Genomic DNA, 13,829 nt, shown 5'->3' on the forward strand with positions numbered 1-13,829 from the left:
TGATTTACTAACTGTTATACATTCTTTTTTAATCAATTATATTCCTGCTATTTCTTTCGATTAAGTAATACAGATAGTAGCACTTTCGGATGAAAGAGATGAAATGGACTACGAATTAAATTCATCACTCGTACTAACCGAATATAAACATCAGAATTACTTGCGGATAGTCGATATATTTGCTTCGTATACCATAGTTGAAATTTTTGTTTTGTAGTTAATTCTCTCTTTAGTTGCGGGTGACGTGATATTTCTGTTGTTGTCATATCCCAAGGCGTTTCTATTATAGTAGCTGCCTTTTTATAAAATTGTTGTGTAAATGTTTTATCAAGTTCTTTTCTATCTTGCAAAAGTAATTGCAATTGGTGAGCCTCCATAGCAGCAACTGATACGCCTTGGCCGAAAACGGGATCAAAACGACATTGCGCATCTCCAACAACTAATAATCCTTCTGGTACATTATTCACTAAATCAAATCGCCGGCGTACTTGATAAGGAATTTTGTATGTCTTTATATCAGTAATTCCCTCAGCCTTATTTAAGAAGTCTGTAACATTAGAAATTGATAGATTTTCAGCAAAATCATAAAACTCATCATCTGTTTGTGGTGCTTTCTCATTTGCGTATCCACTAAAAGTAACAAAATAACGATTATCTTCTATCGTTTGAATAAGAACGCCATAAGGGTTATCAGGGAAACTAGGAGACATTAGCATATTACAACAGTCTAACTCCTCATTTTCTTTAAGTTTGAACATTTTCGTTGCGTAAAATAAATCAATACGAACTTTCTCTTCTTGTACTTTAATTTCGTATTCTCGTAGCCACTCTATACTTTTTGAGCCAAATCCACTCGCATCAACTACAAGATCCGCATGAACTTCTTCTTGTGTGTTTGTCTCTAAATATTTAACTTTTACTCCACACACTTTGTTAAGCTTTGCATCTACCAATAACTCTTTAACCAATGTTTCATATTTAATAGTAATATTTGAAATTTGATGTATTCGTTTTTGAATATGCCATTCTAGCAAAGGACGACTTTGTTGAATCATATGTACTTCCCCTATGAACGGTTGTTTCCATAGACCGAATTGATGCCATTTCAAATCACGCGTAAAGTTGTTTATAATACTACCCGCTTCTATTAATTCATTCGTAATATTAGGAAACAATTCTTCAATTGCGTTTTCTCCACCTTTTAATAACACGTGAGGATGATTACTTTGTGGAACTCTTTTTCTCGAAGACTTTCCATCCCATCTTTCATCAGCTTCTATAATGATTACTTCTTTAAAAGAAGTTGATAATGCTTTTGCTGCAAACTTTCCTGCCATACTTCCACCAATAACGATAGCCTTATTAAACATATTTTCCCCCTTAATAAAAAGAGATCCTGCCTTGTATGAATGAAACAGGATCTTAAACTAATTAACTTCTTTATCATTATACTTAAAATACATCAGTAAATTGCAACATTAAAATTAAAATACCTAATCCCCATACGTAATACGCGAATACTTTTAAGGAGTGACGTTTTAAATATTGAATCATCCATGAAACGGCTATGTATCCAAAAAACGCTGCTGATAACGTTCCGACAATTAAAGATGTACTAGAAATAGATTCTGCTTTCCCTTGAAAAACGTCTACAAATTGCAAAATGATAGCTCCAACGATGGCTGGTGTCGATAGTAAAAAAGAAAAGTAAGCAGCAGTTTCACGGTCTAATTTTCTCCATAATGCAGCGACAATTGTCATTCCAGAACGGGAAATGGCTGGAAAAATAGCAGCAGCTTGAAATGAACCGATAATTAATGCGTCTTTATATGTTATGTCATCCATTTTTTTACGACCATTCTTTTGTTTATCTGCCATGTAGAGAAAGAATCCGGTCACTAAAAACTCCCAACCGATCGTGATTCCTGTTTTTGAAATATCTTCAAAGAAGTCTTTAAACAATAAACCAATTACAACTGCGGGTATTGTCCCAACGATAAGTAATAACATGAGCTTTGAAAATGGGTTTTTAATTAAATATATAAATTCTTTTTTGTAATAAATAAAAACCGCAAGTAAAGTCCCAATATGCAGCATCGTATCTAAAAATAAGCCAGCCTCATCTAATCGGAACAAATGCCTTCCTAAATAAAGATGTCCGGTACTACTGATTGGTAAAAATTCTGTTAAACCTTGAATTATACCTAGTATGAAAGCTTCTAACCAATTCATGATGGTCTCCTTTCTCTTTTGCTTGTACCAATATATGAGGGTTAAATTTTCGATATGAAAAAAACTATATTTCTCTATGAATTTACTTTTTATTTATGGATATATATGTAAAGAGGGTTAAGGAGGGTTATTATGTGGAAGCACACAAAATTCGGTAATGTATTACTTTGGGTGGGCCCTATCCTTGTATTTTTAGGACTATGTATGACAAATGTTATTTCAGATATTCCTTTCTTTGAGGGAAAACATAAAACGGTTGGTATTGTACTTATATTTATAGGTGTAATCTGTTTTGTTGCTGCTAATCATTTGAAAAAAGGAGAAAGATATGAAGAATAAATCTAAATAAAAAACAATCCTTGCATATTAGCTAGGATTGCTTTTTATTAATGTTGATTATTTGTAGAATACTTTATCAACGTTATATTTCGCTTTGTATTCATTAATGATATATGTTTCGTAAATTTCTCTTTCTGTTGGATCTTCTACGATACATGCATCAATGCGGTATACTTCATCACGGTGATTTTTAATTGGTGAAACATTATCTTCAAAATGCTTCTTAATACGTTGTCTAATTTTACGAGCTTTACCTACGAAAAGAAGTTCGTCATTAATATTGTAAAACATAAAAATGCCGCCTTTATCTCTAGGGAACAAGTGGAAATCGATAAATCCATTAATTGGAGTAATGATTGGCTCGTCTCCTTTAATAACTTGTTTACGTTCAGTAATTGAAACATCAGCTTCAGGAATATTAATTTTAATCAAGTTCATTCACGTCCTCTTTTATTATAAAGATAAATAATAGCATACATAAGTAAGAAAAGCTATGTTCAGAGGCATATTTCATTTTATAATTCAAATATTATAGGTGTATCATGTAAACTTTTCTTCCAAATCATATGATCACTGGATTCTCCCCAGTAATCTTTCAATACATAGCTAGGTTTTCCAAACTTTTTCATCCATATACTTTGCGCATTTTTATATCCACTATCTAAACAATATTCTGTTATCCCTCTGCTAAGTAATGTAAGAAACATTGTATGTAGTAATAAACTCCCTATTCCCTTTCTCTGATACTCCGGAAGTATGAATACAGTTCCTATTTCATACAAATTTTTAAGTACACCACCTGTACAACTATTAACCAATGTACTTGCTGGACCGATTTCGATTGTTCCAATGATTTTATCGTTACTTGTATCAATTGCTAATAAAAAGTAACGACTTTCTCCGTTACTATCAAAGTCACTTTTCAAATACTGCTTTTTTGAGTTAATTTCATTTTCTATGTCATCTAATAATTGTGACAATCCTTCATTTTTGTATGTATTCGTAATAACTATACGGAAAAATAAATATAGTTCATCTACATCATTCAAATTCGGTCTTCTAACTGCAACGTTAGTCATGAATTCAATCTCCAATCCTCATTATGCCATTGTCAATACAACACTTTATATAATCTATTCATCATTATTCTGCAAAAACCTGCATAAATCCAACAGTATAGAAAGCTCATTATAAATATTGATAAAATAATTTTTATATCCATAGTTGTATGAACAGCAGGACCAAGTACCGGAAAGTGGAAAACATCGAGAACGATCATAATACCTATAAGTAGACAAGTTGCTGAAAAAGAAACAATCCAAATTCTCCTCTTTAATTTTAAAAAGGATACTCCTAAGGCTAGACCTAATAAGCCTGTAGTAAAAGGAAAGACAATTAGTTCACTGGGCTCAATAATAAATAATAGAAAAATAGTAAGAATATAAGAAAGTATTCCCTCACGAATAGAATAGAAAATAGCAAAAAAAATCGGTAATGTCGAAAATGGACTAATGAGCAAACCTATACCAGGAACTAAGTTCCCAGCTGCTTGAAACATGGTGGCCAATGCACTCATCAAAGCTGTAAATACTAACTTATTCGCAAGGGACAATTTTCTTTTATGAACAAAGCTCGTATCATGTTCTATTATCAGTTGATACCAATAACGTACAAACCAATTCATTAAAATACCCCCTAAAGATACCACATTCATTACTTTCTATATTATTCATACACTTTTGGTTTATGAGTTGCTTTCTACTAGTTATAAATCACTATATAATAGATACTTATAGATTGAAGATTTTTAGGGGGACAAGTCAAGTTGTGCGTTTTGGAAGCAGAATAAACTCTTTATGTTTTTAAACTGAGAATTTATATCGTATCAAGGAATAATTTCAAAAATGGTACCTTTGTTAAAATCAGTTACTTTCATAGAACTGTAAACTCCTAAATATAATTTAGTTTGATCCGAATTTGTTCCTAAACTCATATAATAAGCTGGTTGCGTACCAAAATCATAATTGGTTTCAATAGCATAAAAGTCAGCATGTTTACCGTCTGTACCTGCTCTAGTATAGGCTAAAACACCCTTAACTGGAGACTGAGATTCTCCTTTCTTGGCAAGGTCAGTAAAAACAACGCTACCTGTTAAATTTGGAATTGCATTTCCCATATATGGCTGAACTCCTGTAAGTGAAGTTCCTCCAAACTTATCTGTTCTAGAATCTTTATGAAAATAACTAAGTAGAGGCAGAATACGCTTCACTGAAGTTTGTATTGTTTCATCATAATAAACCATTGTTCTCTCATCCAAAGTCTGATTCTCAGAACAATGTCGTATAAAAGAAGTAGGCAAATCCCCTTCCCATCCTCGCCACCCAAAATTGATAAACCCATCTTGATTGAGAGTTAACCTCATAAAATGCATTTGAACAAGTTCTGTTACCGGTATAGGTTTATATTGAACAAATGAAAAAATAGACTCTACAATATCTTGTCCGACATTTCCGGCGTATTTGATATATTGATTATAAAACCTTTGAAATGAAATGCCAGTTATATTACGTACTCCTTTTGCAATTACTGTAAGTGTTTCTTGTATAGATAAAGGAAGTTCATTAAAGCGTGTAACTACAGGAGGGTTATTTATAAATGTATTTTTACTTACATCGATTTCAATTATTTTTCCTGCTATTTCTAAATCATCTTGGCTTAAATTAAATGGATCATAACCTGATCCGCCATCTCCATTTGTAAAAATAAGTTTTCCAGTCTCAGGTGAAAAGTTTAAACTATTGACTCCGTTATGATTAAAAAATGGTCTTCTTACATTCAGTAATGTTCGTCGTTTTTGAGCTTGACCATTAGATTGTAAAGTCCATTCTTCCACTGTATCAATGTGATCATATTGCGTATTTCTATTAAACCACTTTAAATTTAACGTTTTAGGGTCACAAGGATTCGGTTTAAATTGCTCAGAAAATGCACCTGGCCCTTGAGTTCCAGCTACTGAATAATGAAGATAAAATAACCCATTTTGATAAAATTGTGGATGGAACGCAAGTCCAAGCAATCCGCGTTCATCATAACCGCTACTAGAAACACCTTCTTCAAATGTACCTAATTTAATAATTAGGTGACGAATATCTAAAAATGTCTTTATAACTCCGTCCCCTATGTAAAAAATCTCCCCTAATTGAGTTGCGATAAATAGTCTTTCGGTCGATTCACCTGGAAGTATCGTTGTTTTCAATACAGTTGGTAAATTTACGTTATGAACAATGGGTCGTAAACTAACTTTAACTTTTGTCAATTAACTGTACACCCCTTTTTCTTCTTTTTTATAGAAGAATATGATTAGAGTAGTTCTGTTAGTATCAAATAAGTCGCATTCCTTTTTATTACAATTTTGTATATAATATAATTATAAATAATCTGGGGGACGAACTATGATAATCGTACTACAAATCATCTTACCACTGATTTTCACAGTCTATTTATTTACCCTCTATCGTAAAGGGACGTATGGATCAGCTTCATTTCTTTTAGCAGTCATGATAGGAATTTTCGGTTTAGAGAATATTTTTCAGCATGCTAGTCTAACAGATCATGCTATTTATCCATATTGGGGCAGTTTGAAGGCTGTTGTTATCGTTTTATCAGTCGTATTTCTATTTAAAAAAGGTGGTTTAACAGAAAAATATTGATTTTTAATGCGTTACATATTTTCTTGTTAAATTGCTTTTATTTTATAAAAGAAGAAATATTTATGTAAAAACACGAAGGGATGTGTTACATATGTCTATAAATATTATTTCAATAGTATCTATCATAATATGGATTGTGTTAATTACAGAACTTATAAAACCTTCAAAAGAACAGAATGGACGAAAAATAGTAACTTTAGTAACTGCTGGTTCCGCATCAACACTTATTTTGACGGTTTCATTTATTCAAAATGTCCCGTTTTGGAATTGATAGTGATATAACTAACAAAAATATGTATAAATAAAAAGATTAGGATTTACTCCTAATCTTTTTATTTTTTGAGGTAACACCATATGCCCAGCAAGCTAAGGTCTTGAAATAGCCCCTAAACAAAATTTGAAATTTTTCTAGAGTTATTTATGTGAATTTAACTCGTTTTCAGGAACATATATGGTCCTTTTATAATTTGAAGTTCTTTTTAAGCTTCTTATATTTTCTATACGAACGCCTAACAATGTTTAACATAAAATACGGTATTTTAACCGGGAAAGGCAATTTATATATGAAAGGAAAATAAAAGGTGAAATATGCCTTTTCTAGATCTCTCCACTTACTATCTTCTTTTATTTTTAAGAAATCAGATACATCGACTACATATCCCCTTCCTTTTTCCATCATCACATTTTTCCCGTGAACATCACAAGGAGTTAACCCTTGTTCCCTCGCATACTCTAAAGCCTCATTAATATCAAGTATTACTTGCTTAGGAATTTTAATACCCTTATGAATAGCATCGTATAAGGTAATTTCTTTTAAACGTTTCAATACTATGAAATTTTCCCCTTTATATATAAGCTTTGAATAAGAAGGATGATCTCCAATTCTTCGGTATACTTCTGACTCTTTTTCAATTCCTTCTCCTTCTCGCACGTAAACTTTCACTACCCAATCTTTGTATTCTTTGTGCATGAATACTGCGGCATAATTACCTGTTCCTAAACACTTCCAAAGTCTAGGAATATCTTTAACTACTACAGGCTCGAATTCATCCTCACTTCTTATACTTACCTCTTTTAATAATTCGTCATTTATCAATCCCACAAAACTATTTATACTCATCATTCCCACTCCGGTTTTGCTAAAAGGGGGCCCACCCACATTTTAACGAAAATATACACTAAGCGAATTTTAGCATAAAACGAGTCATCTTTCTTCCTAAAATAAAAAGCTGACTCGTTTTATTTGAACTGTTGAATACTTAATATTTATTTCGTTATTCATAGTCAAAAACCGTACGATATAAAAATATTTCTAACTATTTTCATTTTTTCAGAGGCAACTGTATAGGGCTTTTCTTCGTGCAAGTTCTCTTCGTTCATTACCCATGCCAAATCTATAAAATATTGTTTAGAAGTGTAGCAAGGGTTTGTTAATGGTTCAATTCTTCTTCCACAACTATTTTTGTTAGCAAAAACTTTTATTGTTTTAATAGTCTTTTGTTTAATTCCCACAATGCTGTTTTGTTGCTATCCCATTTCAAAAGCGTTACTGCTTCCTCAAAGCATAACCATTTATAATTAAAGTGTTCTTTAGATAATGATATGTTTTTTGTAGGGACTTTAACTCCAAAAGAAAATTCTTTTATTACATAAACCTCTTCTCCCCAAAGGAATCCTCTAACTACATCCTCTACTGGTAGTGAAGACACAGAATCTAATTGTATATATGGACATTCTCTTGTAATACCAGCCTCTTCAAACGCTTCCCGTTTTGCTGATTCAATAGGAATCTCACCGACTTCTCCGCCACCAGCTATTCCTTGCCAATAACTATAATCACTTCGGTTGAAAATAGCATATTGAATGGAATCAGTAGTTTTTATATAAGGAAATATCAATACTTGATATGGCGCTCTCATTGTTTAAGCTCCTCTCAAAAAATAAGTTTTAAATAAATATAAATAAAGAGCCGACATCACAATTCTACATTATTAATGCAGGTTTATAATGTCGGCCTTCTATTTTTAAAGAATTTTATTTTTCATAAACAGGCTTACTCTTAACAGAGGGAAAACTGCTTATTCCTTGTCGAATTTGTTTAGCATGGTTCTTCCTAAATGTTAGCAGTACCCTATATTATTCAATTGCGCCAGCAACATCATAATCATTTAAATCTAACTCAATTGGTTGTCCCAGCGCTAATTTAGCAAGTTCCGCTCCTAAGTATGGACCAGCTGTTAAACCCGAAGCTCCTAATCCATTCGCAACGAGAATTCCTTCAAAGTTAGGTAGTGGTCCGATAACAGGTAAGAATCCTGGTGTGAATGGTCTGAATCCAACTCTCGTTTCAAGCATTGTAGCATTTTCTAAGCCAGGTGCAACTGCTAATGCCTTATGGAATACTTCATGTAAACCACCTGCTGTTACACGATGATCGAAACCAGTATCATTCTCATGTGTTGCACCAATTACGACATGCCCATTGTCAAACGTTAAAATATATTGATCGTTCGGTGGCATAACAACTGGCATATTTTCTGTTGCTGTATTCTCGATTTGCAGATGAACAATTTGTCCTTTTTGGAATGTAACTAAGAAATTAATTCCTAATGGATTCAAGATTTCATTCGCCCATGCGCCTGCAGTTACAATAACCTTTTCTGCTAAAATTGTTTCATCGTTTACTGTAACTCCCGTAATATGATTTCCTTCACGGACTAATATAGCATCGCCTTTTATTAAAGTTGCACCATGTTTTTTCGCAGCACTTATTAATGCATTGCGTAATAATCTTCCATTTACTCGTGCAGCACCACTAATATGAACAGAACTATATTCGTCTGATAATGCTGGGAATAATTTTTTTGTTTCTTCAGCTGATAAGCGAGTGATTTCACCAATCTCTGGGGCATCTTCACGTCGTTTATAAGCTCGCTCTTCCATTTGATCTAACTTTTTCTCGTCAGTATGTAAACTAATTGCACCTACACGATTATATCCTGTGTCAGTTTCACCGTCTTCTTCTAATTGCTGAATTAACGAAGAATAGTAACGTGCACCGCCTTTAACAATTTTATACCATGCTTTATTACGACGCTGCGATAGCCATGGACATACAATACCTGCTCCTGCATCAGTTGCTTGTCCTAATTGTTGGCGATCCACGATAGTAACATTCGCACCTGCCTTAGCAAGATGATAAGCAGTAGACGCTCCTAAAATTCCAGATCCAACTACAATATACGATTTCATTTCAAACACCTTTTCTCTTTTGCTAATTATATAAATATAAGAACATTCCTTAGTATAATGGAAGGAATGCTTTTTTCAATGTACTCATCACAATTAATTGTTGCAGCATTGTGACTTTCTTAATCATTATTTTTTCTTCTTACGGAATAATTCAATTGTTTTATAGCCTTGTGAAAGGATCTCTATCATTTTCTCTAGACGTTTTTCACGTGTTTTTTCTTGTTTTACAGAAAAAAGATTACGTGCCCAATCTTTCTGATATCCAGGCGTTAAACTTTGATAAAACTTAAGTTCATTCGGATGATTAGCTAATAATGCTTCAACATCTTTAATTCGATCTGCATAATCGGCAACACATTGACTCATAGCAGATGTTTTCGTTGTTTTTTTCTTCTCGCGTTTTAAACCTACAACAGTAAAGACTTCATCCATACTTACCATTCGTGCAAATTTAATGTCGCTTTCTCCCACATAACCATCTTCTCCAACGTTTAATGCCGGAAACATCTCATCACGGTGAATAAACGTACTATAACGAGCATTACCTTTTTTCGGATATGCGAAGAATACGTAACCTTTTTCAATTAGTAATTCTTCATTACTAATAATAAAATTCGTTTGTTTCACCATTTCATCAAGCGTTTCTACAAATATAAAGATAGCATCGTGTTCTTTTGAGAATGCAGTTTCTTTACCTGTAAAAATGTCATAATCACTTGGTTCGTTAATAACGACCATATTTGTATACTTATTAAGTTTCAATTTATCAATAACTGACATAATAATCTTCCTTTACATTCAAAATTCATTGTACATACTTTTTCGTACTGTTCTAGTGTATTATATGTATTAAGAAAATCAAACTTTAAATCGTATTATTCTGCTGCAAAAGAACATAATTCTTTACTAGATGGGGTGGTTTTATGCCATATGTAATTCGAGATGAAGGGCTAGTTTTACAAGGGGATGATGGAAAAGAACCAATTTTTCATACATATGAAGAAGCTGAGAAAACATTAAAAACACTAACTATACCGCAGTTTCCGAAACATATTAGAAGAAAACCATTTACACCAAAAATAATAAAGATAGCCGCTTCTGAATAAGAACCGGCTATCTTTATTATTCATAACTTAATAGCAAATAAAGTATATAAAAACTCTTTATATTGATCTTCTGTAATTTCATGCTTAGTTTTTTCCCCACGAATAGCTTCAGTTAAACTTGTATTCGTTAATGAAATATGACCGGAGTTCGTCAACTTTACTGCAATTGGTCCTTTATTAAAAATAGACTTCTCATCTTCTATCACTCTTCTTTGAACATCGTTTACTATTATCTCATCAATATTATGTTTATAAAAAGCATGACAAACTTTCCATTCTCCATCAGTATCTATTCTTTCTAAAACATAATTTCCCTTACTCGTATCTTTTCGTCTCACCCGGTACGAACCATTTTTTGAAGAAACAGACTTACCAGTAAAAGGTACAGGAACAAGAGGTACTAACGAAGCTATACCTACATCAATTAAATACTGTACATTATCATAAGTTAAAATAATTGTTATATGGCCATCCTCAAGTGCCCATGCATTTATATCGTTTTTATAAACCGTACCTAATGCCAGTTGTACATCATAGCCACAGTCTCTTAAGAAATAGTAAAAAAGAGTATTTAATTCGTAGCAAAGTCCACCACGGGAACTAGTTAAAATTTTCTCTCGTAAGTTTTCCAGAGAGATTTGATTCGTATTTCGTGCTATAACATCTAAATTCTCAAATGGTATAGTGTGTGCAAATGAAAAGAGTATAGTAGGTAATTCTTCAAACGTTACTTCATTACGTTTTTTAAGATTTAATCTTGTGAAAAGCTGATTTTGTAAACTTGTCATAATTAGCACCCCTTAAAAATTTATAAGTTTAAATAATATATGCTGATTGTAAATTTTAAGGGGCACTGTAACAATGTACATTTCATTTAACTGTACCGGTACAAAAATTAAGATTCACAAGGTAAATTAATAGAAGGCGTCATTACAAATGTCTTTTCTGTAATTACTTCTTTTTGGGGAAAATCAAAAGCTACGAATATAAATTTAATAGTTTATCTATAGGCAAATTATTAATATCACTTAAATCAACAAAATAGTGAAGTTGCCACGTTTGGCTCCTTTTAGCTTGATTGCTAACAGTGGTATCCCAAACAGGATAAATTCTCATTGCCATTTTCCCTGTTTGACTTTGTGTTCTCAATATTTTTTCTTTAAGAAGAATCTCTTTAGGAAAAATAAATTGTCCTAGTTTATTATCAGCAATACAAGTGATTACTAATAAATCAGGAGCAGCTTCATAAGAGAAAGCTCTATTTCGCATATTTTCATCTTTCTCCCAAAAAGAAACAAATTGACCAATTTTATTAGGAGTAACTTTTGATTTTCTAAAACGAATGGTTTTGTTATTTAAGTGGAATAAACATCCTGCATATTCTGCGTTTTGCTTTTCTTCTTTTATATTCGTAATCATTAAATTGTTAGGTTTGTAAACTATATTGTTTAAATCTCGGATCGTATCATTAAAATTGTTCAAGAAAACTCCCCCTTTATTCATCTCTTAGTTTACCACAAACATCAGTTCTTCTATATCGTATATAATCATGAACTAAGTGAAATGGGGGAATTTAGCAGGATATAATTATTACTTTAATGTACTTAGTTTTTCAATTGCTTGTTGTTCAGTTGCTAAGTAAAAAATATCTTTTCCTTTATTACATTCATAAATAAAATCCTTTAAGCTTTTACTAGTATACATAGAGAAATCTCCAACAATAGCAATCTTTACCTTGTAGTTTATAAATTTTTGAAGGATATCGCCCGCAAGCCGTGTTTTTAGATCAAAGAAATCTTCACTTATTAAAGATTTATGGATAATAATATGTTTCGCATCTACCTCATATTGAACTGTTGCCATAGTATCTAATGCAGACTGAACATCCGATATTAATACCTTATCGTTCCTAATGACCGCAATATTGATTCCATCGATTACTACTTTCTTTATTTCCATAGTCCCACCCCTTTATAATTTATACAGTATGAGTAAAATTGTTTTACAAAACTTCGTATTAATCATGGATTAAATTAGCTTCAGCTATTAAAATGGCCTCTATTTTTTGTTGTAAATATATATTTTTTTATTACTAATACGGTCAATGAAATTAATGATAGTTTCTCTTTTTTTATATTTTTGAATATATATATGGAATTACTTTTACTTGTTATAAAAATATTGTGGAGTAACATAACTTAACAAACTATCCAAAGTGTTAATCTCGGCATATGGTTGTATTTTGGTAGTATTCTTGATTTTCTGAGGGTTAAACCACACACCTTTTATATTTGCATTTTGAGGACCAGCAATATCCTTTTCTAAGTCATCCCCAACAAATAAAGTATTTTCCGGTTGTAAATTTAGCTTATCTAATGCTAGTTCGAATATACGTTTATCAGGTTTACTAAATCCCACTTCTTCAGAAATAATGATTGTTTCAAAATACCTATTTAAATTCGTGTTAAATATTTTAGCTTTTTGCCTCTGAGTTGAGCCATTTGTTATAATTCCAACTTTAAAGTGCTTCTTTATTTGATTTAAGAAATGAATAGTATTTTGGTCTATTGAAAAACATCTAGGGAAATTATTATTCCAAAAATCTTGGATGTAATTGCGTGGCAATCTATACCTTGGCGTGAATTCATCAAACAATGATTCTAAAACTGTCGTTTTATTACTTATGCCATATTCTCTTTTATCGTATTCTTTGAATTTCTGTAACATGTTGCTTTTAGCCGCACCATCTACATTTTCATAACACTTTTCTAAAACAATTAAAAATAATGCCTCTACTGCTTTATCCCTATCAAGTAATGTATCATCTAAATCAAACAGCATCGCTTTATAACCCATCAAATAATTTCACAACCTTTCTCGCATGATTTAAATAATCCTTAGTTCACACCTTAATCGTTTACTAAATTAGCAAAAAACTCTAAAGTTTGTGAAGTACACTCTATAATTTCGCTAGCTTTTTTTATATTGAAATTCATTTCCGTTTCCCCTTCTAGTAAGTAGCGAAAGTATATGTTCACACAGTTTAAGAAATCACATGCAGTTCCCAATATTATACATTGGTTTTTTAGAAATATAAATCGTTCAGCTTTTCATACGATAAGTTTTTTCAAGCATACAATTATTTTTTCATAAAAAGGAATATGGCTAATCATATTTTTTGGAGAATACA

18 protein-coding genes are annotated in these 13,829 nt (G+C 31.9%); 4 read left to right on the plus strand and 14 right to left on the minus strand.

Annotated features, from left to right (window positions below; all coding sequences use genetic code 11):
• Window positions 1–47: 47 nt before the first annotated feature.
• Window positions 48–1,370: an FAD-dependent oxidoreductase gene (locus tag AC22L0_RS09775; RefSeq protein ID WP_087967069.1), complete on the minus strand. Its 1,323-nt coding sequence runs from the start codon at window positions 1,368–1,370 to the stop codon at window positions 48–50.
• An 82-nt stretch (window positions 1,371–1,452) separates the two neighbouring features.
• On the minus strand, window positions 1,453–2,232 hold the full coding sequence (locus AC22L0_RS09780; RefSeq protein ID WP_001104298.1) for an undecaprenyl-diphosphate phosphatase: 780 nt from the start codon (window positions 2,230–2,232) through the stop codon (window positions 1,453–1,455).
• A 132-nt stretch (window positions 2,233–2,364) separates the two neighbouring features.
• Here AC22L0_RS09780 and AC22L0_RS09785 point away from each other — a divergent pair, with 132 nt between their 5' ends.
• The gene (locus AC22L0_RS09785) at window positions 2,365–2,571 is read left to right on the plus strand and encodes a hypothetical protein (RefSeq protein WP_000265477.1); all 207 of its coding nucleotides are present in this window, start codon (window positions 2,365–2,367) and stop codon (window positions 2,569–2,571) included.
• Window positions 2,572–2,628: 57 nt separating this feature from the next.
• On the opposite strand, the gene AC22L0_RS09790 is transcribed toward AC22L0_RS09785, so the two are convergent.
• The 4 genes from AC22L0_RS09790 to AC22L0_RS09805 all read right to left on the minus strand — a co-directional run bounded on the left by AC22L0_RS09790 (window position 2,629) and on the right by AC22L0_RS09805 (window position 5,887).
• Window positions 2,629–3,009 carry a nucleotide excision repair endonuclease gene (locus AC22L0_RS09790; RefSeq protein ID WP_001048941.1) on the minus strand — a complete coding sequence of 127 codons (381 nt, stop codon included), beginning with the start codon at window positions 3,007–3,009 and terminating at the stop codon, window positions 2,629–2,631.
• A 77-nt stretch (window positions 3,010–3,086) separates the two neighbouring features.
• A complete protein-coding gene (locus AC22L0_RS09795) occupies window positions 3,087–3,650 on the minus strand; it encodes a GNAT family N-acetyltransferase (RefSeq protein WP_087967067.1) in 564 nt (187 codons plus the stop codon).
• Window positions 3,651–3,682: 32 nt separating this feature from the next.
• Window positions 3,683–4,255: a YybS family protein gene (locus AC22L0_RS09800; protein ID WP_087967065.1), complete on the minus strand. Its 573-nt coding sequence runs from the start codon at window positions 4,253–4,255 to the stop codon at window positions 3,683–3,685.
• Between the two features lie 201 nt (window positions 4,256–4,456).
• Window positions 4,457–5,887 carry a PQQ-dependent sugar dehydrogenase gene (locus AC22L0_RS09805; protein ID WP_087967063.1) on the minus strand — a complete coding sequence of 477 codons (1,431 nt, stop codon included), beginning with the start codon at window positions 5,885–5,887 and terminating at the stop codon, window positions 4,457–4,459.
• Between the two features lie 136 nt (window positions 5,888–6,023).
• Here AC22L0_RS09805 and AC22L0_RS09810 point away from each other — a divergent pair, with 136 nt between their 5' ends.
• Both AC22L0_RS09810 and AC22L0_RS09815 read left to right on the plus strand, forming a co-directional pair.
• A complete protein-coding gene (locus tag AC22L0_RS09810; protein WP_000587708.1) occupies window positions 6,024–6,281 on the plus strand; it encodes a hypothetical protein in 258 nt (85 codons plus the stop codon).
• 91 nt (window positions 6,282–6,372) lie between these two features.
• Entirely contained in the window at window positions 6,373–6,552 is a 180-nt protein-coding gene (locus AC22L0_RS09815) for a hypothetical protein (RefSeq protein WP_000026326.1), read from the plus strand.
• 189 nt (window positions 6,553–6,741) lie between these two features.
• Here AC22L0_RS09815 and AC22L0_RS09820 read toward each other — a convergent pair whose 3' ends face one another.
• The 4 genes from AC22L0_RS09820 to AC22L0_RS09835 form a co-directional block, all read right to left on the minus strand.
• A complete protein-coding gene (locus tag AC22L0_RS09820; RefSeq protein ID WP_000026533.1) occupies window positions 6,742–7,401 on the minus strand; it encodes a protein kinase family protein in 660 nt (219 codons plus the stop codon).
• Between the two features lie 358 nt (window positions 7,402–7,759).
• Window positions 7,760–8,200 carry an NUDIX hydrolase gene (locus tag AC22L0_RS09825; RefSeq protein ID WP_001202618.1) on the minus strand — a complete coding sequence of 147 codons (441 nt, stop codon included), beginning with the start codon at window positions 8,198–8,200 and terminating at the stop codon, window positions 7,760–7,762.
• Window positions 8,201–8,417: 217 nt separating this feature from the next.
• A complete protein-coding gene (locus AC22L0_RS09830) occupies window positions 8,418–9,533 on the minus strand; it encodes an NAD(P)/FAD-dependent oxidoreductase (protein ID WP_000844389.1) in 1,116 nt (371 codons plus the stop codon).
• A gap of 126 nt (window positions 9,534–9,659) precedes the next feature.
• On the minus strand, window positions 9,660–10,313 hold the full coding sequence (locus AC22L0_RS09835) for a YdeI/OmpD-associated family protein (protein ID WP_000110844.1): 654 nt from the start codon (window positions 10,311–10,313) through the stop codon (window positions 9,660–9,662).
• Between the two features lie 143 nt (window positions 10,314–10,456).
• Here AC22L0_RS09835 and AC22L0_RS09840 point away from each other — a divergent pair, with 143 nt between their 5' ends.
• Complete coding sequence (locus AC22L0_RS09840; RefSeq protein ID WP_001147161.1) at window positions 10,457–10,639, plus strand: hypothetical protein; 183 nt, start codon at window positions 10,457–10,459, stop codon at window positions 10,637–10,639.
• 20 nt (window positions 10,640–10,659) lie between these two features.
• Here AC22L0_RS09840 and AC22L0_RS09845 read toward each other — a convergent pair whose 3' ends face one another.
• From AC22L0_RS09845 to AC22L0_RS09860, 4 genes are all read right to left on the minus strand, one after another.
• On the minus strand, window positions 10,660–11,427 hold the full coding sequence (locus AC22L0_RS09845; protein WP_000202805.1) for an arylamine N-acetyltransferase family protein: 768 nt from the start codon (window positions 11,425–11,427) through the stop codon (window positions 10,660–10,662).
• A 190-nt stretch (window positions 11,428–11,617) separates the two neighbouring features.
• Window positions 11,618–12,121: a MepB family protein gene (locus AC22L0_RS09850; protein WP_135238632.1), complete on the minus strand. Its 504-nt coding sequence runs from the start codon at window positions 12,119–12,121 to the stop codon at window positions 11,618–11,620.
• A gap of 108 nt (window positions 12,122–12,229) precedes the next feature.
• On the minus strand, window positions 12,230–12,598 hold the full coding sequence (locus tag AC22L0_RS09855; protein ID WP_000403462.1) for a DUF4180 domain-containing protein: 369 nt from the start codon (window positions 12,596–12,598) through the stop codon (window positions 12,230–12,232).
• 204 nt (window positions 12,599–12,802) lie between these two features.
• Window positions 12,803–13,495: an HAD family hydrolase gene (locus AC22L0_RS09860; RefSeq protein WP_000540714.1), complete on the minus strand. Its 693-nt coding sequence runs from the start codon at window positions 13,493–13,495 to the stop codon at window positions 12,803–12,805.
• Between the last annotated feature and the right edge of the window lie 334 nt (window positions 13,496–13,829).

Source organism: Bacillus sp. LQ01, assembly GCF_057624735.1.

Excerpts from the sequence above, each read along its gene's own strand:
- AC22L0_RS09775 (WP_087967069.1), bottom strand. The coding sequence starts at position 1,370 with ATGTTTAATAAGGCTATCGTTATTGGTGGAAGTATGGCAGGAAAGTTT.
- AC22L0_RS09780 (WP_001104298.1), bottom strand. The coding sequence starts at position 2,232 with ATGAATTGGTTAGAAGCTTTCATACTAGGTATAATTCAAGGTTTAACA.
- AC22L0_RS09785 (WP_000265477.1), top strand. The coding sequence starts at position 2,365 with ATGTGGAAGCACACAAAATTCGGTAATGTATTACTTTGGGTGGGCCCT.
- AC22L0_RS09790 (WP_001048941.1), bottom strand. The coding sequence starts at position 3,009 with ATGAACTTGATTAAAATTAATATTCCTGAAGCTGATGTTTCAATTACT.
- AC22L0_RS09795 (WP_087967067.1), bottom strand. The coding sequence starts at position 3,650 with ATGACTAACGTTGCAGTTAGAAGACCGAATTTGAATGATGTAGATGAA.
- AC22L0_RS09800 (WP_087967065.1), bottom strand. The coding sequence starts at position 4,255 with ATGAATTGGTTTGTACGTTATTGGTATCAACTGATAATAGAACATGAT.
- AC22L0_RS09810 (WP_000587708.1), top strand. The coding sequence starts at position 6,024 with ATGATAATCGTACTACAAATCATCTTACCACTGATTTTCACAGTCTAT.
- AC22L0_RS09815 (WP_000026326.1), top strand. The coding sequence starts at position 6,373 with ATGTCTATAAATATTATTTCAATAGTATCTATCATAATATGGATTGTG.
- AC22L0_RS09820 (WP_000026533.1), bottom strand. The coding sequence starts at position 7,401 with ATGAGTATAAATAGTTTTGTGGGATTGATAAATGACGAATTATTAAAA.
- AC22L0_RS09825 (WP_001202618.1), bottom strand. The coding sequence starts at position 8,200 with ATGAGAGCGCCATATCAAGTATTGATATTTCCTTATATAAAAACTACT.
- AC22L0_RS09830 (WP_000844389.1), bottom strand. The coding sequence starts at position 9,533 with ATGAAATCGTATATTGTAGTTGGATCTGGAATTTTAGGAGCGTCTACT.
- AC22L0_RS09835 (WP_000110844.1), bottom strand. The coding sequence starts at position 10,313 with ATGTCAGTTATTGATAAATTGAAACTTAATAAGTATACAAATATGGTC.
- AC22L0_RS09840 (WP_001147161.1), top strand. The coding sequence starts at position 10,457 with ATGCCATATGTAATTCGAGATGAAGGGCTAGTTTTACAAGGGGATGAT.
- AC22L0_RS09845 (WP_000202805.1), bottom strand. The coding sequence starts at position 11,427 with ATGACAAGTTTACAAAATCAGCTTTTCACAAGATTAAATCTTAAAAAA.
- AC22L0_RS09855 (WP_000403462.1), bottom strand. The coding sequence starts at position 12,598 with ATGGAAATAAAGAAAGTAGTAATCGATGGAATCAATATTGCGGTCATT.
- AC22L0_RS09860 (WP_000540714.1), bottom strand. The coding sequence starts at position 13,495 with ATGGGTTATAAAGCGATGCTGTTTGATTTAGATGATACATTACTTGAT.